The sequence below is a fragment of the Nocardiopsis yanglingensis genome (assembly GCF_045809185.1).
GTDB lineage: Bacteria > Pseudomonadota > Gammaproteobacteria > Xanthomonadales > Xanthomonadaceae > Stenotrophomonas > Stenotrophomonas yanglingensis.
Genome location: NZ_JBJNRH010000009.1, coordinates 27,462 through 48,823 on the forward strand (window position 1 = coordinate 27,462; position 21,362 = coordinate 48,823).

The 21,362-nt window shown below is 67.0% G+C and carries 23 protein-coding genes; 21 read left to right on the top strand and 2 right to left on the bottom strand.

Annotated features, from left to right (window positions below; genetic code table 11):
- The first annotated feature begins 121 nt into the window (after window positions 1-121).
- The 3 genes from blaL2 to ACJ7C5_RS13150 all read left to right on the top strand — a co-directional run bounded on the left by blaL2 (window position 122) and on the right by ACJ7C5_RS13150 (window position 3,029).
- Entirely contained in the window at window positions 122-1,033 is a 912-nt protein-coding gene (blaL2, locus tag ACJ7C5_RS13140) for a L2 family extended-spectrum class A beta-lactamase (protein ID WP_125432366.1), read from the top strand.
- Window positions 1,034-1,119: 86 nt separating this feature from the next.
- Window positions 1,120-2,334 carry a cation:proton antiporter gene (locus tag ACJ7C5_RS13145; RefSeq protein ID WP_412704155.1) on the top strand — a complete coding sequence of 405 codons (1,215 nt, stop codon included), beginning with the start codon at window positions 1,120-1,122 and terminating at the stop codon, window positions 2,332-2,334.
- A gap of 53 nt (window positions 2,335-2,387) precedes the next feature.
- Window positions 2,388-3,029, top strand: coding sequence for a hypothetical protein (locus ACJ7C5_RS13150; protein WP_088026887.1), 642 nt, complete (start codon window positions 2,388-2,390; stop codon window positions 3,027-3,029).
- Between the two features lie 110 nt (window positions 3,030-3,139).
- Here ACJ7C5_RS13150 and ACJ7C5_RS13155 read toward each other — a convergent pair whose 3' ends face one another.
- A complete protein-coding gene (locus ACJ7C5_RS13155) occupies window positions 3,140-3,883 on the bottom strand; it encodes a DUF3011 domain-containing protein (RefSeq protein ID WP_412704156.1) in 744 nt (247 codons plus the stop codon).
- A 157-nt stretch (window positions 3,884-4,040) separates the two neighbouring features.
- Between ACJ7C5_RS13155 and aspS the strand changes: the two genes are divergently transcribed.
- The 18 genes from aspS (at window position 4,041) to queC (ending at window position 20,273) form a co-directional block, all read left to right on the top strand.
- Window positions 4,041-5,792, top strand: a complete 1,752-nt coding sequence (gene aspS, locus ACJ7C5_RS13160) for an aspartate--tRNA ligase (protein ID WP_412704157.1) — start codon at window positions 4,041-4,043, stop codon at window positions 5,790-5,792.
- A gap of 16 nt (window positions 5,793-5,808) precedes the next feature.
- Window positions 5,809-6,129: a hypothetical protein gene (locus tag ACJ7C5_RS13165; protein WP_014038230.1), complete on the top strand. Its 321-nt coding sequence runs from the start codon at window positions 5,809-5,811 to the stop codon at window positions 6,127-6,129.
- Window positions 6,130-6,160: 31 nt separating this feature from the next.
- Window positions 6,161-6,682, top strand: a complete 522-nt coding sequence (locus ACJ7C5_RS13170; protein ID WP_106468915.1) for a GNAT family N-acetyltransferase — start codon at window positions 6,161-6,163, stop codon at window positions 6,680-6,682.
- 75 nt (window positions 6,683-6,757) lie between these two features.
- Window positions 6,758-7,390: an esterase/lipase family protein gene (locus ACJ7C5_RS13175; protein ID WP_049444536.1), complete on the top strand. Its 633-nt coding sequence runs from the start codon at window positions 6,758-6,760 to the stop codon at window positions 7,388-7,390.
- A 165-nt stretch (window positions 7,391-7,555) separates the two neighbouring features.
- Window positions 7,556-8,287 carry a YebC/PmpR family DNA-binding transcriptional regulator gene (locus ACJ7C5_RS13180; protein ID WP_412704158.1) on the top strand — a complete coding sequence of 244 codons (732 nt, stop codon included), beginning with the start codon at window positions 7,556-7,558 and terminating at the stop codon, window positions 8,285-8,287.
- A 105-nt stretch (window positions 8,288-8,392) separates the two neighbouring features.
- On the top strand, window positions 8,393-8,914 hold the full coding sequence (gene ruvC / locus ACJ7C5_RS13185) for a crossover junction endodeoxyribonuclease RuvC (protein WP_088026882.1): 522 nt from the start codon (window positions 8,393-8,395) through the stop codon (window positions 8,912-8,914).
- A 13-nt stretch (window positions 8,915-8,927) separates the two neighbouring features.
- Entirely contained in the window at window positions 8,928-9,521 is a 594-nt protein-coding gene (gene ruvA / locus ACJ7C5_RS13190; protein WP_005410756.1) for a Holliday junction branch migration protein RuvA, read from the top strand.
- 118 nt (window positions 9,522-9,639) lie between these two features.
- On the top strand, window positions 9,640-11,490 hold the full coding sequence (locus ACJ7C5_RS13195) for a potassium transporter Kup (RefSeq protein ID WP_412704159.1): 1,851 nt from the start codon (window positions 9,640-9,642) through the stop codon (window positions 11,488-11,490).
- Between the two features lie 342 nt (window positions 11,491-11,832).
- A complete protein-coding gene (ruvB, locus tag ACJ7C5_RS13200) occupies window positions 11,833-12,873 on the top strand; it encodes a Holliday junction branch migration DNA helicase RuvB (protein WP_010481595.1) in 1,041 nt (346 codons plus the stop codon).
- Entirely contained in the window at window positions 12,863-13,294 is a 432-nt protein-coding gene (gene ybgC, locus ACJ7C5_RS13205; RefSeq protein WP_071229045.1) for a tol-pal system-associated acyl-CoA thioesterase, read from the top strand. The genes ruvB and ybgC overlap by 11 nt, the downstream gene beginning before the upstream one ends.
- A gap of 10 nt (window positions 13,295-13,304) precedes the next feature.
- Entirely contained in the window at window positions 13,305-14,084 is a 780-nt protein-coding gene (gene tolQ, locus ACJ7C5_RS13210; RefSeq protein ID WP_006438802.1) for a protein TolQ, read from the top strand.
- Window positions 14,085-14,108: 24 nt separating this feature from the next.
- Window positions 14,109-14,537: a protein TolR gene (gene tolR, locus ACJ7C5_RS13215; RefSeq protein WP_088026880.1), complete on the top strand. Its 429-nt coding sequence runs from the start codon at window positions 14,109-14,111 to the stop codon at window positions 14,535-14,537.
- Window positions 14,527-15,582 (top strand): cell envelope integrity protein TolA, encoded by a 1,056-nt coding sequence (gene tolA, locus ACJ7C5_RS13220; RefSeq protein WP_412704160.1) that lies wholly within the window; start codon window positions 14,527-14,529, stop codon window positions 15,580-15,582. The genes tolR and tolA overlap by 11 nt, the downstream gene beginning before the upstream one ends.
- A gap of 285 nt (window positions 15,583-15,867) precedes the next feature.
- Window positions 15,868-17,187: a Tol-Pal system beta propeller repeat protein TolB gene (gene tolB, locus ACJ7C5_RS13225; protein ID WP_032128528.1), complete on the top strand. Its 1,320-nt coding sequence runs from the start codon at window positions 15,868-15,870 to the stop codon at window positions 17,185-17,187.
- Window positions 17,188-17,251: 64 nt separating this feature from the next.
- Entirely contained in the window at window positions 17,252-17,770 is a 519-nt protein-coding gene (gene pal, locus ACJ7C5_RS13230) for a peptidoglycan-associated lipoprotein Pal (RefSeq protein ID WP_014038219.1), read from the top strand.
- A gap of 3 nt (window positions 17,771-17,773) precedes the next feature.
- Window positions 17,774-18,592, top strand: coding sequence for a tol-pal system protein YbgF (gene ybgF, locus ACJ7C5_RS13235; RefSeq protein WP_088026878.1), 819 nt, complete (start codon window positions 17,774-17,776; stop codon window positions 18,590-18,592).
- A 235-nt stretch (window positions 18,593-18,827) separates the two neighbouring features.
- Complete coding sequence (gene queE / locus ACJ7C5_RS13240; protein ID WP_093999655.1) at window positions 18,828-19,529, top strand: 7-carboxy-7-deazaguanine synthase QueE; 702 nt, start codon at window positions 18,828-18,830, stop codon at window positions 19,527-19,529.
- Window positions 19,530-19,607: 78 nt separating this feature from the next.
- Complete coding sequence (gene queC / locus ACJ7C5_RS13245) at window positions 19,608-20,273, top strand: 7-cyano-7-deazaguanine synthase QueC (RefSeq protein ID WP_180868552.1); 666 nt, start codon at window positions 19,608-19,610, stop codon at window positions 20,271-20,273.
- An 80-nt stretch (window positions 20,274-20,353) separates the two neighbouring features.
- On the opposite strand, the gene ACJ7C5_RS13250 is transcribed toward queC, so the two are convergent.
- The gene (locus ACJ7C5_RS13250) at window positions 20,354-21,304 is read right to left on the bottom strand and encodes a DUF2268 domain-containing putative Zn-dependent protease (RefSeq protein WP_412704161.1); all 951 of its coding nucleotides are present in this window, start codon (window positions 21,302-21,304) and stop codon (window positions 20,354-20,356) included.
- Window positions 21,305-21,362 lie beyond the last annotated feature (58 nt).

Consider the following 21,362-nt stretch of genomic DNA (forward strand, 5'->3'; position numbering starts at 1 on the left):
TCGGAAAATTAAGGGGTTGAATGCGTCAGGCATTAATTTAACTCATGCCTCTCGTTGATTTTTTGCGCTGGTCGCCCCTGATCAAGGCTTCAATAATCGAGCGGTCACCAGGAGAACCTCTATGCTCGCCCGTCGCCGATTCCTGCAGTTCAGTGGTGCTGCCGTGGCTTCCTCGCTTGCCCTGCCGCTGCTGGCACGTGCTGCGGGCAAGACCACCGCCAACGCACCCACCGATGCCACCCTCACCGCCGCCACCGACTTCGCCGCGCTGGAAAAGGCCTGCGCCGGACGTCTCGGTGTGACCCTGCTGGATACTGCCAGCGGTCGCCGCATCGGTCATCGCCAGGACGAGCGCTTCCCGATGTGCAGCACCTTCAAGAGCATGCTGGCGGCCACCGTGCTCAGCCAGGCCGAGCGCACGCCGGCATTGCTGGACACGCGTGTGCCGGTGCGCGACGCCGATCTGCTCTCGCACGCACCGGTTACCCGCCGCCATGCAGGCAAGGACATGACCGTGCGTGACCTGTGCCGGGCCACGCTGATCACCAGTGACAACACCGCCGCCAACCTGCTGTTCGGTGTCGTCGGCGGTCCGCCCGCGGTAACCGCGTTCCTGCGTGCCAGCGGCGATACGCTGAGCCGCAGTGACCGCCTGGAGCCGGAGCTGAACAGCTTTGCCAAGGGGGATCCACGCGATACCACCACGCCGGCGGCGATGGCCGCGACCCTGCAGCGGGTGGTACTGGGCGAGGTGCTGCAGCCGGCGTCGCGGCAGCAGCTGGCCGATTGGCTGATCGACAACGAAACCGGTGACGCCTGCCTGCGCGCGGGCCTGGGCAAGCGCTGGCGCGTCGGTGACAAGACCGGCAGCAACGGCGAGGACGCGCGCAACGACATCGCCGTGCTGTGGCCCGTGGCCGGCGGCGCACCGTGGGTGCTGACGGCATATCTGCAGGCAGGCGCGATCAGCTACGAGCAACGCGCTACCGTGCTGGCACAGGTGGGGCGCATTGCCGATCGCCTGATCGGATGAGGTAACCGGGAGTCATCCAGAAACGGCTTGCCGGATCGGTTCGGCGCGCGCATCCTGCGCGCGTTCGAACCACACGGAAGTCCCCCATGAGCCATGAATTGATCTACCTGCTGCTGATCTTCGCGCTGCTGGTGATCCCGCGCGCGCTGCAGCGTTTCAGCCTGCCCGCGCCGCTGACCTGCCTGCTGTTCGGCATCATCGGCATGCTCTGGCTGGGCGACCAGGCGCACGACGCAGTGATCGGTCTGCTGGCCACGCTGGGGATTTCCTCGTTGTTCCTGTTCGCTGGCCTGGAAGTGGATCTGCAGGCACTGCGGCGGGGCATGTGGCCGCTGCTGGCGCATCTGGTGATCCGTACCGGCACGCTGTTCGGCGTGGGCTGGCTGGCCTGGCGCTACGCGGGACTGCCCTGGCAGGCCGCCGGTCTGCTGGCACTGGCGCTGCTGACGCCGTCTACCGGCTTCATCATGGATTCGCTGTCGCGGCTGGGCCTGAGCGAGGACGAGCGCTTCTGGGTGACCAGCAAGGCCATCGCCGGCGAACTGCTGGCGCTGGCCGCGTTGTTCATCGTGCTGCAGGCCGGCGATCCGGGGCACATGGCGCTGTCCAGCCTGGCGCTGCTGGCGATGATGGTCGGCCTGCCGCTGCTGTTCATCGCCTTGGGCCGTTGGGTGGCGCCGCACGCGCCGGGCTCGGAATTCTCGCTGCTGGTGATGGTGGGCATGGTCGCGGCCTACATCACTTACCTGCTGGGCGTGTACTACCTGGTCGGCGCGTTCATTGCCGGCCTGGTCGCGCGCCTGCTGCACCAGCGCATGCCGCTGCTGGCTTCGCATGAGAACCTGCATGCGCTGCGCCTGTTCGCCTCGTTCTTCGTGCCGTTCTATTTCTTCAACGCCGGCACCAAGGTGCCCAGCGAAGCACTGAGCTTCGAGGCGCTGGGGCTGGGCATCATGATCACCCTGGTGGTGCTGCCGCTGCGCATCGGCGTGGTCTGGCTGCAGCGCCGGGTCATGTTCGGCGAGAGCTTCCGCAGCAGCCTGCGGGTCTCGTTGGCGCTGGCACCAACGCTGATCTTCACCCTGGTGCTGGCCGCGATCATGCGCGAGCGCTTCCAGATCCCGGCGGTGCTGTTCGGCGCGCTGCTGCTGTATGCCGCATTGACCACGCTGCTGCCGTCGTTGGTGTTCCGCACGCCGTTCGATGTCGATCCGGTTGAACAGGAGCCGGCGGGCGAGGGCGCGGCCGCACCGGTGGCGGCCACCGAGACGCTGCCGGAACCGCACACCGCCGAACGCTGATCGGTTGCCGCGCGCGGTTTGCGCCCGTCGGCCATGGCCGTTAGGGTTGGGGCATGAAACTGCCTGCCGTTGTCACCGCTTCCGCCCTCCTGCTCAGCCTCGCTGCCTGTTCGCAGCGCTCCGACACGGTTGCCCATGATCTGGCAACCGCGCCGGCCGATGCCTTCATGGCCGCCATTGCCGCGCACTGCGGCCAGGCCTATGCCGGCAAGGTGGTGGAGGACACGCCGGCACCGACCGGCAAGGACCCGTTCGCCGGCCAGCGTCTGGTCATGCACGTGCGTGGCTGTGCCGATCCGGCGCACGAGCTGCGCATTCCGTTCCATGTCGGCGATGACCACTCGCGGACCTGGGTGCTGACCCGCACGGAAACCGGTCTGCGCCTGAAGCACGACCATCGCCACGAAGACGGCAGCCCCGACGCGATCACCCTGTACGGCGGCGACAGCACGCCACCGGGCACCGCCGAGCGCCAGCAGTTCCCGGCCGATGGCGATTCGGTGGCCATGTTCCGTCGGGCCGATATGCTGGCCTCGACCCACAACACGTGGGCGATGGAGATCGATCCCGACCAGACGTTCGTCTACGAGCTGACACGCCCGGAGGGCCGCCGCTTCCGCGTGCAGTTCGATCTGAGCAAGCCGGTTGACCTGCCGCCTGCACCGTGGGGCGACGACACGCCACCGGCACCCTGACCTCGCAGGCCGGCAGCGCCGGGCCATGCCCGGCGGCCGTCTTCTGCCGCTGCGCTCGCCGGGCATGGCCCGGCGCTACCCACGAAACGGGCGCGTCCGCGCCCATTCACTCACCGCGTGCCGAAACGCGCCCGGCAGCCGTTGCTCACCCACACCTGGCCACGCGAGTAACCCCAGCTGCGGCCTTCCTGGCAGGCGCTGCCGGAGAGCTGCTGCTGCAGCACCGGCCGGCCCTGTCGCTCATCCCAGTCGCAGGTCTGCGAGCGGTTGTTGTTGCTGCTGCAGGTGACCGAATAGTTGCTGTTGCGACCACCCCAGCCACCGCCGCCGCCGCCCCAGCCGCGGGCTTCGGCGAATTCCGCGCGACAGCCATTGCTGACCCAGACTGCGCCGTTGCGCACGCCCCAGGTACGGCCCTCATCGCAGGGGCTGCCGGACAGCTGGCGGACCAGGCGGGCATTGCGCCAACCCACCGGGCAGCTGCGCTCACGGTTGTTCTGGCTCTCGCAGCGGATGGTCTCGCCGGGGCGGCCGTTGTTGCCACCCCAGCCACCGCCGTTGCCGCCGCCCCAGCCACCGCGGGCCTCGACGAACTCGGCGCGGCAACCGTTGGTGACCCAGATGCTGCCATTGCGGCTGCCCCAGGAGCGCCCTTCCTCGCAGGGGCTGCCAGACAACTGGCGGACCAGCTGCGCACCGCGCCAGCCGGTGTTGCAGACCCGTTCGCGGTTGCTCTGGCTTTCGCAGCGGATCACCCCGTTCTGCGCAGATGCGGACGGGGCGGGCAGGGTGAGGGTGCCCAGGGCACCCAGGCTGAGGGTCACGGCCAGGCTGGCCAGGGGCAGCGGTTTCATGGCGGCATCCCATACGGTGGCAGGTGCCCGACTATAGGGAGGGGGGCGATCAAGCCGGTGTGACTGGCCGGATTTGCCCCGGCCGGGGCCTCGGCCGCAGAATACGAGGCTTTCCGGCCCCCATCCGGTGCCGGCGTTCTCCAGCGGAGCTTCCCCCATGCGTACCCACTTCTGCGGCCTGGTCGATGAGACCCTGATTGGCCAGACTGTCACCCTCGCCGGCTGGACCGACGTGGCCCGTAACCAGGGCGGCGTCTGCTTCATCGATCTTCGAGATCATGAAGGCATCGTGCAGGTGACCGTGGAAGTCGACAACGCCGAAGTGTTCGCCGTGGCCGCGTCGCTGGGCTACGAGGACGTGCTGCAGGTGGAAGGCGTCGTGCGTGCCCGCCACGCGGTGAACGACAAGATGCGCACCGGCAAGGTGGAGGTGATCGCCACCGCCATCACCGTGCTGAACAAGGCCGCGCCGCTGCCGTTCCACGCCCACGAGAACCCGGGCGAAGAAACCCGCCTGAAGTACCGTTACCTGGACCTGCGCCGCCCGGAAATGCAGCGCATGCAGCGCACCCGCATCAAGCTGGTGCAGGCCCTGCGCCGCCACCTGGACGAAAAGGGCTTCCAGGACATCGAGACCCCGATCCTGACCAAGGCCACCCCGGAAGGCGCGCGCGACTTCCTGGTGCCGGCGCGCATGCACCCGGGCGAGTTCTACGCCCTGCCGCAGAGCCCGCAGCTGTTCAAGCAGATCCTGATGGTGGCCGGCTTCGACCGCTACTACCAGATCGCGCGCTGCTTCCGTGACGAGGCCCTGCGTGCCGACCGCCAGCTGGAATTCACCCAGCTGGACATGGAGTTCGCCTTCGTCCGCGAACGCGACGTGCAGGACTTCGTCGAGTCGATGATCCGCGCCATCTTCAAGGAAGTGGTCGAGGTCGAGCTGGACGCCAGCTTCCCGCGCATGACCTGGGCCGAGGCGATGCGTCGCTACGGTTCGGACAAGCCGGACCTGCGCATCGCGCTGGAGCTGGTGGACGTGGCCGAGCTGGTCAAGGACAGCGAGTTCGCCGTGTTCACCGGCCCGGCCAATGATGCCGAAGGCCGCGTCGCCGCGCTGCGCATCCCGGGCGGCGCCTCGCTGTCGCGCAAGCAGATCGACGAGTACGCCGCGCACGCCGCCAAGTACGGCGCCAAGGGCCTGGCCTACATCAAGATCGCCGACAACGGCGAAGTCAGCTCGCCGATCCAGAAGTTCTTCAGTGAGGCATCCTTCGCTGCCCTGGTCGCCCACGTCGGCGCCGGCAACGGCGACATCGTGTTCTTCGGTGCCGGTGGCTACAACAAGGTCTCCGACTTCATGGGCGCACTGCGCCTGAAGGCCGGCAAGGACTTCGGCCTGGTTGCCGACGGTTGGGCACCGCTGTGGGTCACTGACTTCCCGATGTTCGAGTGGGACGAGGAAGAACAGCGCTACGTCGCCCTGCATCACCCCTTCACCGCACCGGCCGTGGACGACATCGCCGACCTGCGCGCCAATGCCCGTACCGCCGTCTCGCGCGGCTACGACATGGTGCTCAACGGCAATGAGATCGGCGGTGGTTCCATCCGTATCCACCGTCCGGACATGCAGAGCGCGGTGTTCGAGCTGCTCGGCATCGGTGCCGAAGAAGCCCGCGCCAAGTTCGGCTTCCTGCTCGACGCGCTGAACTACGGCGCGCCGCCGCACGGTGGCATCGCCTTCGGCATCGACCGCATCGCCGCGCTGATGGCCGGCACCGAGTCGATCCGCGACGTCATCCCGTTCCCGAAGACCACCGGTGCACAGGATCTGATGACCGACGCGCCGTCGCCGATCGTCGATACGCAGCTGGCCGAAGTGCACATCCAGGTTCGCCCCAAGACCAACTGATCAGGAGATCCAGGCAATGACCGAGTTTGCGTTTTCGCTGGAGTGGGAAAAGCTGGGCAATGAAGGCTCCGAGGCCACCCTGGTCACCGAGCGTGCACGCGTGTTCGGTGGTTGGCTGGTCCGCGTCGGTACCAATCCGGCGGCGATGGCCCTGACCTTCGTCGCCGACGGCGAAGGCCGTTGGGACGGTGAAGACTTCGGCGTCGAGGATTACGAGGACGACGAAGAGGAAGAGTACGACGAGGACGAGGAAGGCGAGGAAGAAGAGGACGAGGACGAAGAGGAATACGAGGAAGAGGACGAGGAAGAAGAAGCGGAATCGCCTGAAAAGGCTTGACCCGCGCTTCGCCCTGACGTCAACTTCCTGCATGTATTCGATCCGCCGCGCCACCGTGGACGACGCGCCGACCCTGTCGGCGCTGGCTGCCCGCACGTTCACCGAAACCTTCGGCCATCTGTATCCGCCGCAGGACCTGCAGGCCTTCCTCGAGGAGGCCTACACGGTCGAGCGCCAGCGCGTGATCCTGGCCCACCCGGATTACGCGGTGTGGCTGCTTGAACTGGACGGGGAGGCGGTCGGTCATGCCGCCGCCGGCCCCTGTGGCCTGCCGCATCCGGATGTGAAACCCGGTGACGGCGAACTCAAGCGCCTGTACCTGGTCAAGACGCAGCAGAGCTGCGGCTGGGGCAGCCGCCTGCTGGAAACCGCGCTGGCCTGGCTGGAACACGAAGGCCCGCGCACGTTGTGGCTGGGCGTGTGGTCGGAGAACTTCGGCGCGCAACGCTTCTACGCCCGCTACGGTTTCGAGAAGGCCGGCGAGTACCTGTTCCCGGTCGGTGACACCCAGGACCTCGAGTTCATCCTGCGCCGCGCACCGCGCGCGATCTGACGTTCACCGCCGCTTGCTGCGCGCGCGTGTTCAATCACCGTACGTTTCCGCCCCGCTGACCGCCAGGCTGTTTGCATGACTCCCCCCGTATTGCTGCTGCATGGCATCTGGAATGCCCGTGCCTGGGTCGGGCCGCTGGCCTGGCGCCTGCGCGCGCGAGGCTTCCAGGTGCACGCGTTCGGCTATTCCTCTGTGTTCGGTGGCCCCGATGTGGCCGTGCCGCAGCTGCTGGAGCGGCTGACCGATGCTGGACCGTTGTCGCTGGTCGGTCACAGCCTGGGGGGATTGCTCGCGCTGGAGGCCTTGCGTCGCCAGCCGCAGCTGGATGTGCAGCGCGTGGTCTGCCTGGGCTCGCCGCTGCGCGGCAGCGGTACCGCGCGCTCGTTGTCCGAGCACGGGTGGGGCCTGGCGCTGGGCCGCAGCAGCGAACTGTTGCTCGATGGCCTGCCGGACTGGCAGGGCAAGGCCGAAGTCGGGCTGATCGCCGGCTCGGTGCCGCATGGGCTGGGCAGCCTGCTGGGGGCCATCGACGATGCCTCCGACGGCACCGTGGCATTGGCCGAGACCCGCCTGCCAGGCCTGGCCGACCATTGCGTGGTGCGTACCAGCCACAGTGGCCTGGTGGTGTCGCCTGACGCCGCGCGGCAGACCGCGCATTTCCTGCGCCACGGCCAGTTCGACCACAGCCGCGACGCCGCTGCCGCATGATTGAGTGGGTGCGGCCTGCTTTGGTGGGTGCGAACCGTTGGTTCGCACGCTCTCCGCTCTCCGCCGGGCATGATCTGGCGGCATCCCTCCGCCCTAGACACGGTTGCAGCGCGCGATCAGGTAGAATCCGCGCCTTGATCCTGAAGCAGCCAGACGGTAGCACCCATGGGTAGAGGCCCCTCCATCGAAGCCCGCAAGAACGCGTCCGACGCGAAGCGCGGCAAGATTTTCACCAAGATCATCCGCGAGATCGGCGTTGCCGCGCGCGGCGGTGGAGGCGACCCCAACAACAACCCGCGCCTGCGTGTTGCCATGGACAAGGGCCTGAGCGTGAACATGTCCAAGGACGTGATCGAACGCGCCATCAAGAAGGCCACCGGTGAACTGGAAGGCGTCGATTACGAGGAAATCCGCTACGAGGGCTACGCCCCCGGTGGCGTGGCCGTCATCGTCGACTGCCTGACCGACAACCGCGTGCGTACCGTGGCCGATGTCCGCCACGCGTTCAGCAAGTGCGGCGGCAACATGGGCACCGAAGGCTCGGTCGCCTTCATGTTCAAGCGCCTGGGCGTGCTGCATTTCGCCGCCGGTGCCGATGAAGAAACGATCACCGAAGCTGCCATCGAGGCCGGCGCCGATGACATCGTGGTCTACCCGGAAGACGGCGCGATCGACGTGGTCACCAGCCCTGACGCGTTCAACGCGGTCAAGGATGCGATGGCCGCCGCCGGCCATGTCGCCGACCACGCCGAGATCACCTTCCGCGCGGACAATGACATCAAGGTCGAGGGCGAGGTTGCCCTGCAGGTCAAGAAGCTGCTGGACATGCTTGAAGACCTGGACGACGTGCAGGACGTGTATTCCAACGCCGAACTCGGCGCCGACGCCTACGCCTGAGCCGTCTTCGACGGCCTGGGCGCGGGCCGTTGAACGGTCACCGCGGACAGTCATGAGCCCATACGCCTGCCAGCGCACCCCGTTCCGCCCCGCCAGGAGTGCAGCATGACCCGCATCCTCGGCATCGACCCCGGTTCGCAGCGGACCGGGGTCGGCATCATCGATGTTGACGCCACCGGCAAGGTCAGCCACGTGCACCACCAGCCGCTGGTGCTGCTGGGCGCCGACGACTTCCCGCAGCGCATGAAGCTGCTGGTGCTGGGCCTGGCCGATCTGTGCCGGGAGTACCAGCCCAATGAAGTGGCCATCGAAAAGGTGTTCATGGCCCGCAATCCCGATTCGGCATTGAAGCTGGGCCAGGCCCGTGGTGCGGCGATCTCGGCCGTGGTCCTGCGTGACCTGCCGGTGCACGAATATGCCGCCAGCGAGATCAAGCTGGCCGTGGTCGGGCGCGGTGGCGCCGAAAAGCAACAGGTTCAACACATGGTCGGGCTCATGCTCAACCTGAAAACCAAGCTGCAGGCCGACGCGGCCGACGCGTTGGCGGTGGCGATCACCCATGCCCACGTAAGGGCGACGGCCAACCGCCTGGGGCTCAGTGCCCGCCAGGCGTGGGGCCGCAAATGAGGAGCTGCACGCAATGATCGGTCGACTGCGCGGCATCGTCGCCTACAAGGCGCCGCCGTGGCTGGTGGTGGACGTGAACGGAGTGGGCTACGAGCTGGAGGCGCCGATGAGCACCTTCTACGACCTGCCCGAGCTCGGCCGCGAGGTCACCCTGTACACCCATTATTCGCAGAAGGAAGACAGCGTTTCGCTGTACGGCTTCCTGCGCGAGGGTGAGCGGCGCCTGTTCCGCGACGTGCAGAAGGTCAGTGGCATCGGTGCGAAGATCGCGCTGGCCGTGCTGTCCGGCGTCACCGTCGAGGAATTCGCGCGCATGGTCCAGGCCGGTGACATCACCGCGCTGACCCGCATTCCGGGCATCGGCAAGAAGACCGCCGAGCGCATGGTGCTGGAGCTGCGTGACCGCGCCGCCCAGTTCGGTGCCGGCGGCGCGCTGCCCACAGGCAGCGGCCCGGCCCCGGCCGATCCGCTGTCCGATGCCACCGTGGCCCTGCAGCAGCTGGGATACAAGCCGGCCGAAGCCGCGCGCATGGCCCGCGATGCCTTCAATGAAGGCGACGAAGTGGCCACCGTGATCCGCAAGGCGCTGCAGTCCGCGCTGCGCTGAGCCGCGTCCCTTTCCCCCAACCTACCGCCTGAGCTTCGCCAGGAGTCCCATGTCCAGCAGTCAAACCCCGCACACAGCCGCCCCCGGCGGTCACGGTCACGCCCCTCCAGCCGGAGGCATGGCGCTGATCATCGGTGCGATCGGCGTGGTCTTCGGCGATATCGGTACCAGCCCGCTGTACACCCTGAAGGAGGCGTTCTCGCCGCACTACGGGCTCAACAGTGACCACGACACCGTGCTGGGCGTGCTGTCGCTGGCATTCTGGGCGCTGAACATCGTGGTCACGCTCAAGTACGTGACCATCATCATGCGCGCCGACAACGACGGCGAGGGCGGCATCATGGCGCTGATGGCGCTGACCCAGCGCACGCTGCGCAACGGGTCGCGCTCGGCTTACGTAGTCGGCATCCTCGGTATCTTCGGTGCGTCGCTGTTCTTCGGTGACGGCGTGATCACCCCGGCGATCTCCGTGCTTGGCGCGGTCGAGGGCCTGGAGGTGGCCGCTCCCGGCCTGCATGCCTTCATCGTGCCGATCACCGTGGTCGTGCTGCTGGCGGTGTTCGCCGCACAGCGCTTCGGTACCGAAAAAATCGGCAAGGCATTCGGCCCGATCACCTCGGTCTGGTTCATCTCGCTGGCCGCGATCGGCATCTACAACATCGTCGACGCACCGGAAGTGCTGAAAGCCTTCAACCCGTGGTGGGCGATCCGCTTCTTCATGGAACACAGCTGGCACGGCATCTTCATCCTCGGCGCGGTGGTGCTGGCAGTGACCGGTGGCGAGGCGCTGTACGCTGACATGGGCCACTTCGGTGCCAAGCCCATCCGCCACGCCTGGTACTTCTTCGTGCTGCCGTGCCTGGTGCTGAACTATCTGGGGCAGGGCGCACTGGTGCTCAACCACCCCGAGGCGCTGAAGAATCCGTTCTTCGAGGCGGTGCCGGACTGGGCGCTGTACCCGATGATCGTGCTGGCCACGATGGCGGCGGTGATCGCATCGCAGTCGGTCATCACCGGTGCGTTCTCGGTCTCGCGCCAGGCCATGCAGCTGGGTTACATCCCGCGCATGCGCATCAAGCACACCTCGCACGACACCATCGGCCAGATCTACATCCCGGGCATCAACTGGGGTATCGCGGTGATGGTGATCGGCCTGGTACTGGCCTTCCGCAGCTCGTCGAACCTGGCCGTGGCCTACGGCATCTCGGTGTCGGCCACGATGCTGATCGATACCCTGCTGCTGGCCCTGGTGGCACGCTCGCTGTGGCCGAAGGCCCGCAAGTGGATCCTGCCGCTGTGCGTGGTGTTCTTCATCATCGACCTCGGCTTCGTCATCGCCAACGGCGCCAAGCTGCTGCAGGGCGCGTGGTTCCCGGTGGTGCTGGGCATCTTCCTGTTCACCATGATGCGCACCTGGCGCCGTGGCCGCGAGCTGCTGCGCGATGAGATCCGCAAGGACGGCATTCGCCTGGATACCTTCCTGCCGGGCCTGATGCTGGCACCACCTGTACGCGTGCCTGGCACCGCGGTGTTCCTCACCGCCGACCCGACCGTGGCCCCGCACGCGCTGATGCACAACCTCAAGCACAACAAGGTGCTGCACGAGCGCAACGTGTTCCTGCATGTGGAAACCCTGCCGATCCCGTATGCGATGGAAGGGCAGCGACTGAAGATCGAATCGGTGGGCGATGAGTTCTACCGCGTCTACGTGCGCTTCGGCTTCATGGAGACCCCGGACGTGCCGCTGGCGCTGATGCGTTCCTGCGACCACGGCGGCATCTACTTCGATCCGATGGACACCACCTTCTTCGCCAGCCGCGAGACCATCGTGGCCACCGCCAACCGCGGCATGCCGATCTGGCGCGACAAGCTGTTCGCGCTGATGCATCGGAATGCCGCCCCGGCGACCGGCTTCTTCCGGATTCCGGGCAACAGATTGGTGGAACTGGGCGCCCAGGTGGAGATCTAGGGCCTCTTCCTTCCTCGATACCGCCATGCTTCCATCCACGCATGGCGTGGATCTACTGTGTCGACCAAGGTCGACACCCACCAAGAGCAGCCCATGTCATTCCGACAGATCGCAGGAATCTGTCGAAGGCGGGGTGGGGCCGGTTGCGGGGGCGTGAGCCGCATGGATGCGGCGACCGAGCTTACATGGACGTACTTGCAGCGTCCCCCGCAAGCGGCCCCACCCCGCCATTCCCCAGGAGGCCCGCTTCGGCTGTTGCTCTGGATGTTGCCGTTGCCGTTGCCTCTGCGGGTGCCGGGCGCAGCCCGGCCGAAACCCGTACTTTTGCCGCATAATCAGCACATGACCGACGACCGCATCATCGGCGCCGGCGCCACCCGCGAGGATGACGCCGCCGACGCCAGCATCCGCCCCAAGCGGCTAGCCGACTACCTCGGCCAGGTGCCGGTGCGCGAGCAGATGGAGATCTACATCCAGGCGGCCAAGGGGCGCGGCGACGCGCTCGACCACGTGCTGATCTTCGGGCCGCCCGGCCTGGGCAAGACCACCCTCAGCCATGTCATCGCCAACGAACTGGGCGTGGCCCTGCGGGTCACCTCCGGCCCGGTGATCGAGAAGGCCGGCGACCTCGCCGCGCTGCTGACCAACCTGCAGCCGCACGATGTGCTGTTCATCGACGAGATCCATCGCCTGTCGCCGGTGGTGGAAGAAGTGCTGTACCCGGCGATGGAAGACTTCCAGATCGACATCATGATCGGCGAGGGCCCCGCCGCCCGTTCGATCAAGATCGACCTGCCGCCGTTCACCCTGATCGGCGCCACCACCCGCGCCGGCCTGCTGACCGCGCCGCTGCGCGACCGCTTCGGCATCGTCCAGCGTTTGGAGTTCTACAGCGTCGAGGAGCTGACCCGCATCGTGCGCCGCTCGGCGGCCATCCTGGCCATCGACTGCACCGCCGATGGGGCAGGGGAGATCGCGCGCCGCGCGCGTGGCACCCCGCGTATCGCCAACCGCCTGCTGCGCCGCGTGCGTGACTATGCGCAGGTGAAGGCAGGCGGCCACATCGACGAGGCCGTGGCACAGGCTGCGATGAAGATGCTGAAGGTCGATCCGGAGGGCTTCGACGAGCTTGACCGGCGCCTGCTCAAGACCATGGTCGACTACTTCGACGGCGGCCCGGTCGGCATCGAATCGCTGGCCGCGGCGCTGTCTGAAGAGCGCGGCACGCTGGAAGACGTGGTTGAGCCCTACCTGATCCAGCAGGGCTTCCTGGTGCGCACCGCGCGTGGCCGCATGGCCACCCACAAGGCCTACCGGCACATGGGCCTGAAGCCGAAGAACCCGCCGCAGGACCTGTTCGCCGAGGTTCCCGATGTCGGTTGAGCCCCGATTCAGTTGGCCGACACGCATTTACTGGGAAGATACCGACGCAGGTGGCGTGGTTTACCACGCCCGCTATGTGGCCTTCATGGAACGGGCCCGGACCGAATGGATGCGTGCGCTGGGCTACGGCCAGGAGCGCATGCGCGCCGAGCACGGGATGGTCTTCGCGGTGCGCTCGATGCAGATGGATTTCATCAAGCCGGCACGGCTGGATGACACCCTGCAGGTGAGCGCCCGCCTGGTCCAGCTGAAGAAGGCCAGCATGGTCTTCGACCAGCAGATCCTGCGCGACGGCGAACTGCTGCTGTCGGCGCAGGTCCGCATCGCCGCACTGGAAGCGGCCAGTTTCCGCCCGCGTGGCATGGACGAGGCCGTCCTTGCCGTGCTGCAACCCCACCTCCACCCCGAATCCGAACACTGAGGAACAACGGATGATCGCAACGCTCCTGGCCCTGCAGGCCACGGTCACCGAGGCACTGCCGGCCGACGTCAGCAACGCCGCGACACAGACCCTTGCCCAGGCCACCACCGGCGGCGGCATCAACTACCTCGAACTGATGGCCAAGGCCAGCCTGCCGGTGAAGATCATCGTGCTGCTGCTGCTGGTCGGCTCGTTCGTCAGCTGGGTGATCATTTTCCGTAAGGCCCGTGTGTTCAAGCAGGCCACCCGCGAAGCCGACGAGTTCGAGAACCGCTTCTGGTCCGGTGCGGACCTGGGCAAGCTGTACAGCTCGGCCACCGACCGCAGCCGCAATGTCGGCGGCCTGGAGGCCATCTTCGAAGCCGGCTTCCGCGAGTACACCCGCCTGCGCGACAAGCGCCGGCTGGATGGCCGCGCGCAGCTGGAAGGCGCGCAGCGTGCCATGCGCACCACCTACACCCGCGAAGTGGACCAGCTCGAGCGCAACCTGGAACTGCTGGCCAACATCGGCTCGACCGCGCCGTACGTGGGTCTGGTCGGTACCGTGTTCGGCATCATGGTGACCATGCACGACATGATCAGCAGCGGTGCGCAGGCCGGTATCGCCGCCGTCGCGCCGGGTATCTCCGAGGCACTGTTCGCCACCGCCATCGGCCTGTTCGTGGCGATCCCGGCGGTGTGGGCCTACAACCGCTTCACCACGCGCGTGGAGCGCATGTCGGTGCGGTTCGAGACCTTCGCCGAAGAGTTCAGCTCCATCCTGCAGCGCCAGAGCGCTGGCGACGAGTAAGCGCCTGACCCGGGAGTCCAAGCCATGTCCGCTGCCATCGGTCGCCGCAAGCGCCGCAAGCTGAAATCGGAAATCAACGTCGTTCCCTACATCGACGTCATGCTGGTGCTGCTGATCATTTTCATGGTCACCGCGCCGCTGCTCACCCTGAGCTTCGACGTCGACCTGCCGCAGTCCAACGCCAAGGCGCTGGAGAGCAAGCAGGACCCGGTGATCGTCTCGGTGCGCCAGGACGGCCAGCTCAGCCTGAAGCTGGCTGACGCCAAGGAACCGACCGCCGTGTCGGCCGAGGAACTGGAAGGCCGCCTGGCCGGCATTGCCGCCCAGGACAAGGGCGTGCGCGTGATCGTTGCCGCCGACCGCGCCGTGGCCTATGAAAAGGTCATCGCTGCGATGGATGTGATCAAGCGCGCCAAGGTAGACAAGGTAGGCCTGGCCACCGATGCACGCTGACGCCCTGCCACCTTCGCATCAGCGCGAACCCGGCTGGGGCCTGCCCCTGGCGCTGGCGTTGCTGGTGCACCTGCTGGTCGCGCTGGTCTTCATCGTGGCCTGGTTCTGGTCGCCCGAGCGCAACACCGATGCCGCCGCCGGCGATCCTTCGGTCGAGGCCAGCCTGGCGCTGTCCGCGTCCGATGCCTCCGCCGCACGCCAGGCCCTGCGCCAGTCGGAGAAGCTGGAGGACCTGCCGCCGCCGGTCGCCGAGCCGATCCCGGTGCCGGAAGACACCATCCCGCCGCCGCAGCCGATTCCCGAACCGCGCCCGCAGGATGCCCCCACGCCCCAGCAGCAACAGGCGCAGGAGCGTGTCGCACAGCCGGACACCAAGGACCAGGAAGCGGTGAGTGCGCTGGCCATCTCGCAGGAGAAGGCCAAGCAGGAACAGGAAGCCAAGCGCCGCCAGGAGCAGATCGACCTGACCGAACGCAAGCGCCAGGAAGAAGCGGAGCAGAAGCTGCGTCTGGCCAAGCAGCAGGAAGCGGACGAGAAAAAGAAGCAGGCCGAGCAGGAGCGCGTGGCCGCTGACAAGGCCGAGGCCGAGAAGCAGAAGAAGATCGCCGAAATCCGTGCCCGCCGCGAGCAGGCCGAGAAGGAAGCCAAGCTGGCCGAGCAGAAGCTGCGCCAGGTGGCTGCCGCCCGCAATGCCGCCGGCAGTGCCGCTGCCGGCTCCAGCGGTGCCTCCCAGCCGGCTGCCGGTGGTGGTGGCAACAGCGACGATCTTTCGGCCAAGTACGCGGCTGCGATCCAGGCCAAGGTGCTGTCGCAGTGGGTTCGCCCGGATACGGTGCCGCTCGGCCAGCGTTGCCAGATCACCATCACCCAGATTCCGGGTGGCACGGTGATGCAGGCCAAGGTCAGCCCGAACTGCCCGTATGACGAGGCGGGCAAGCGTTCGATCGAGGCCGCCGTGCTCAACGCGCAGCCGCTGCCGTACCGCGGGTTCGAGTCGGTGTTCGCGCGCACGCTCAACTTCACCTTTACCGCCCAGGATCGCTGAGGCGGGCAGGGCTGGGTGGCTCTCGGGCCACCTGCGCCCACAGATGTCGCGCTTGCCTCTGGTAGATCCGGTTTCGGCCGGGCAGGCTGTAGGCTGCTGTCGAACACCGCCCCACAGGGCGGCGTGACCGGGGCAGGCAGGTGCGATGTTAGCCACGACGTTAACGGTGCGTGAGAGGACGGGCTGGAACTGACCCGGAATTCACGTACCCTTGGTTCATGATTGCGAAGCGGTTCACTCCCGCTTTGCTATCCCTCGTTCCGGTTTCCCCCTATTGAGCGCTCCATGAAAAAGATGCCTCGCTGGCTTGCCGTGTTTGCGGCCCTGTTGCTGCCCTTTGCTGCCGTCGCGCAGCAGAAGGGGCTGGATATCGACATCATCGGCGGCAATGCCTCCGCCCTGCCGATCACCATCGTGCCGATGCCCTACCAGGGTTCGGCGGCTGCACCGCAGACCGACGTCGCCGGCGTGGTCCGCGCCGACCTCGAGCGCTCGGGCCAGTTCCGCACGCTGCCGGAAGCGCAGATCGTCGAGAAGCCCGTGCGTGGCGGCGACATCCAGTTCGCCACCTGGCGCGCGCTGAAGCAGAACTACATCGTGGTTGGCCGCGTGCTCGACGCCGGTGCCGGCGCCTACCGTGTCGAGTACGAACTGTTCGACGTGCCCAAGGGCGAGCGCCTGCTGGGCCTGGCGATGACCGCCCGTGGCAACGCCATGCGCGACGTTGCCCACCAGATGGCCGACGCCATCTATGAAAAGATCACCGGTGTGCGCGGCGCCTTCTGGACCCGCATCGCCTACGTGACCGCCAGCGGCAAGGGCGACGCCATGCGCTATGCGCTGATGGTGGCCGACTCCGACGGCTACAACCCGCAGACCATCGTGCGTTCGGCCGAGCCGCTGCTGTCGCCGTCGTGGAGCCCGGATGGCAGCAAGCTGGCCTACGTCAGCTTCGAGCGTGGCAATTCGGCGATCTACATCCAGAACATCGGCACCGGCGCGCGCGAGCTGGTCACCAGCTTCCGTGGCATCAACAGCGCTCCGGCGTTCTCGCCGGATGGCCGCAAGCTGGCCCTGACCCTGTCGCGTTCGGGCAACCCGGAAATCTACGTGATGGACCTGGGCAGCAAGCAGCTGACCCAGCTGACCAACCACTTCGCCATCGACACCGAGCCGACCTGGGCGCCGGATGGCAGCGCTGTGTACTTCACCTCCGATCGCGGTGGCCGTCCGCAGGTCTACAAGGTGGGTGCGGGCGGCGGCAGTGCCGAGCGCGTGACCTTCCAGGGCAACTACAACGCCAAGCCGTCGGTGTCCTACGATGGCAAGAAGATCGCCGTCGCCCAGGGCTCGGGCAACAGCTACAAGATCGCGATGATGGACAGCTCGCTGGGTTCGCCCCGCTGGAGCACGCTGTCTCCGGGTTCGCTGGATGAATCTCCGAGCTTTGCGCCCAACGCAAGCATGGTGTTGTACGCCGCCCGCGAGGGTGGCCGTGGTGTGCTGTATGCCGTTTCCGCCGATGCGCGCGTGCGCCAGCGGTTGGTTCTGGCCGACGGAGATGTGCGCGAACCGGCATGGTCCCCATACCGTACCCAGCGCTAAAAGAGTGTTAATATTTTCGCTGTCTTGAACCCCTCATCGGCCTAGGAGCCACAAAGGTATCGCCATGAACAAGTCCACCCGCGTTCTGCTTGTTTCCCTGCTGTCTGTGGCCGTCCTGGCCGGTTGCTCGAAGAAGGTCAAGGAAGAAGTGCCGGCTCCGGTCGACACCGGCACCTCGACCACCACCCCGACCGGTCCGTCGACCTCCGGCCTGTACGGCCCGGGCGACCTGGACACCGACGCTTGCCTGCGCCAGCGCGTTGTCTACTTCGACCTGGACAAGGAAGACGTGAAGCCGGAATTCCAGGCCATCATGGCGTGCCACGCCAAGTACCTGCGTGACCGTCCGTCTTCGCGCATCACCCTGCAGGGCCACACCGACGAGCGCGGTTCGCGCGCGTACAACCAGGCCCTGGGTGAGCGTCGTGGCAACGGCGTCAACTCGGCCCTGCAGGCCAACGGTGGCTCGGCTTCGCAGCTGACCGTCGTGTCCTACGGTGAAGAGCGTCCGGTCTGCACCGAGTCGAACGAGTCCTGCTGGTCGCAGAACCGTCGCGTCGAAATCGTCTACACCGCGCAGTAATCCATGCGCATTGGCATCAAACTGATGCTGGTCGTTGCGGCAGCCCTCGTGGCTGCCGCACCGGCGCATGCACAGCGACAGAGCCTGGCTGACCGTGTCGGCGCGCTCGAGCAGCAGATGTACAACAACAGTGCCAACCAGGACCTGTTGAACCAGATCAATCAGCTGCGGCAGCAGGTCACCAGCCTGCAGGCCTCGATCGAGCAGTTGCAGCACGACAACGCCCAGCTCAAGCAGTCCGCCCAGGACCAGTACCTGGATCTGGACAGCCGCCTGAACCGGTTGGAAGGGGGCAATGCCGCCCCGGCCCTGCCGCCCGTTCCGGCGAGCGCGCCGAAGGCCGCTCCGGCCCCGGCAAAACCCGCAGCGGCGGCCACTTCCGAGCGGCCGCCTTCGGTCCATGGTGATGCCGGCAGCCTTGCCGCCACCGGCGACGAGCGCACCACCTACAACGTCGCCTTCGATTCGCTGAAGGCCGGCAGGTACGATGACTCGGCGCAGCTGTTCCTGAGCTTCCTGCAGCTGTATCCGAACGGCGTCTATGCGCCGAACGCGCTGTACTGGCTGGGCGAGAGCTACTACGCCACCCGCAATTTCCCGATGGCCGAGACCCAGTTCCGCGAACTGCTCTCGCGCTATCCGACCCACGACAAGGCCGCTGGCGGCCTGCTCAAGGTCGGCCTCTCGCAGTACGGCGAGGGCAAGGTCGACCAGGCCCAGCAGACGCTGGAGACCGTCGTGGCCCAGTACCCCGGCTCGGACGCCGCGCGCACCGCGCAGGACCGTCTGCAGTCCATCCGCCTCGGCAAGCAGATCCGCTGATCCGCTGACCGGGCGTACAATGGGTGCCCTGTAGAGCCGAGCCCACGCTCGGCTGCTTTCGTTTCCGGTTCGGCAAACCCGCCCGGATCCGTTAGCGCCGGGCCATGCCCGGCGGCTTGCATTACCGGCGGGTATACCCGCCCGGTTGCTGTTGTAGAGCCGAGCCTTGCTCGGCTGCTTTCGTTACCGGCCACGGTAGCCCACCCGCCACGTGTCCCACCAAGAAGTACCTGCCATGACCGCCGTTACCCCGTCCAGCGCCGCCGCCACGCCCAGTGAGATCGTGCAGTCGCCCCTGCCACGCCTGAAGATCACCGAGATCTTCACTTCGCTGCAGGGCGAAGCCGATACCGCCGGTTGGCCGACCGTGTTCGTGCGTCTGACCGGTTGCCCGCTGCGCTGCCAGTACTGCGACACCGCCTATGCCTTCCACGGCGGCACCTGGTGGGACATCGACGACATCGTGGCCGAGGTGCTGGCCCAGGGCGTGCGCCACGTCTGCGTGACCGGCGGCGAGCCGCTGGCACAGAAGCGCTGCCTGGTGTTGCTGCAGAAGCTGTGCGATGCCGGCATGGACGTCTCGCTGGAAACCTCCGGCGCGCTGGACGTCAGCGCCGTGGACCCGCGCGTATCGCGCGTGGTCGACATCAAGACCCCGGGCTCGGCCGAAGCCGCCCGCAACCGCCTGGAAAACCTGCCGCTGCTGACCGCCCGCGACCAGATCAAGTTCGTCATCTGCAACCGCGAGGATTACGACTGGGCCAAGGCGATGGTCGCCGAGCACGACCTGGTGAAGCGTTGCACCGTGTTCTTCTCGCCGAGCAAGGGTGAGATCACCGCGCGCCAACTGGCGGACTGGATCGTCGAGGACCGGCTGCCGGTGCGCTTCCAGATGCAGTTGCATAAAATCCTGTGGAACGACGAGCCGGGCCGATGAGCCCGCGCGACGTTCCCTGATGTAGCTCCGGCGCGGGACAGCGTGCTGGCTTTCCCCTCCCAACCGGACGTTTTTCCCATGAAGAAGGCAGTCGTGCTTCTCTCCGGCGGCATGGATTCAGCCGCCGTCATCGCCATGGCCCAGGAACAGGGCTTTGCCGTGCATGCCCTGAGCGTGCGCTACGGCCAGCGCCATACCTCCGAACTGGATGCCGCCGCCCGCGTGGCCAAGGCCCAGGGCGTGGTCGCGCACAAGACCGTGGACGTGGACCTGCGCAGCATTGGTGGCTCGGCGCTGACCGACGATATCGACGTGCCCGAGGCCGGCGGTGCCGGCATCCCGATCACCTATGTGCCGGCGCGCAACACCATCATGCTGTCGCTGGCCTTGGGCTGGGCCGAAGTGCTCGGCGCCAACGACATCTTCTGCGGCGTCAACGCCGTGGACTACTCCGGTTACCCGGACTGCCGCCCCGAGTTCGTGGCCGCGTTCCAGGCGCTGGCCAACCTGGCTACCAAGTCGGGCGTGGAGGGCGCGGGCATCAAGGTACACGCACCGCTGCAGTTCCTCAGCAAGGGCCAGATCGTCAGCGAAGGCGTGCGCCTGGGCGTGGACTTCGGTCTGACCGTGTCCTGCTACAACGCCGACGCCAACGGCGCCGCCTGCGGCCACTGCGACGCCTGCCGCCTGCGCGCGCAGGGCTTCACCGAAGCCGGCGTGCCCGACCCCACGCTGTACGCCTGAGGTAACGAGGGGCTGATGGCCCCAATGGTAGGTGCCAACCTTGGTTGGCACTGTGCGCCGGGCACGGCCCGGCGCTACCGCTACTGCAACCACCCCGACGCTTCAATAAACGCCCGCACCGCCCCCGGATCGGCATAGTCCAACTCGATCATCCGCGCGATCCCCGCCTTCTCATCCGCCTGCTGTCGCATGTACTCCTGCGCGATGCGATACCCGGCGTAATAGCCCACATCACTCACTCCGAACGGATTGCGGGCGCTGTTGTACAGCCAGTTGTCCAGGTCATCGCCGTCCATCTCAGCGATGAAGCGCGTGCGGATTTCCGCCTCGTGACGTGCACCGTACGCGTAGAAGGGCAGTGCCGGCCGACGCCCACTGATGCGCTCGGCCACATACTCGGCAACACCCTCGCGCACCGCGTACTGGGCCAGGTTGCCGGTGGTTTCGCGCCGCTGGGTATGCACGTACTCGTGCAGGTTGTTCTGCGCGTTGTTCGCCCCCGGGCGGCTGTCGTAGAAGATCCGCAGGCGGCTGCGCATCGGCTCGGGCAGCTCGCTCACGTCCACACGCTCGTCGCCCAGCGCCATCTCCGCCCCGATCAGCACCTTGTCGCCTAGCGTGGTGCCGCCGGTGCGCAGCACACCCACTGCATAGGTGATGGTGGCCGGGCGCAGGGCAGGGTAGAGCGTGCGGAAGGCGGCCAGGTCGCGTTCCAGTGTGGCGCTGGCCTGCTGCGCGTTTGCGGTCAATGGGCGTACCGACGTCCAGAAGCGCGGCCACGCACGCATGGCCTCGGCGTACTCGCGGGCGGTGTAGTGGCGCACCTGCATCAGTGCATGCAGGCCAGGGCTGCCCGGATCGATGTAGCGCTGCTGGACCAGCGTTACCCGGCGTTCGGCGTCGGGCTCGGCGCGCACCGCGTCATAGGTGGCCCAGAAGCGGCCGATGTCGTCGGTGACGACCCTCGATGGGGCGGCCAGTGCCGTGCAGGGCAGCAGCAGAGCAGCAAGCAGGCTGAAGGGCAGGCGCATCCGGAGTTCCGCAGTGGGATCACAGCTGGGATGCAGCAGTCGTCTGAAAGGTTTAGGC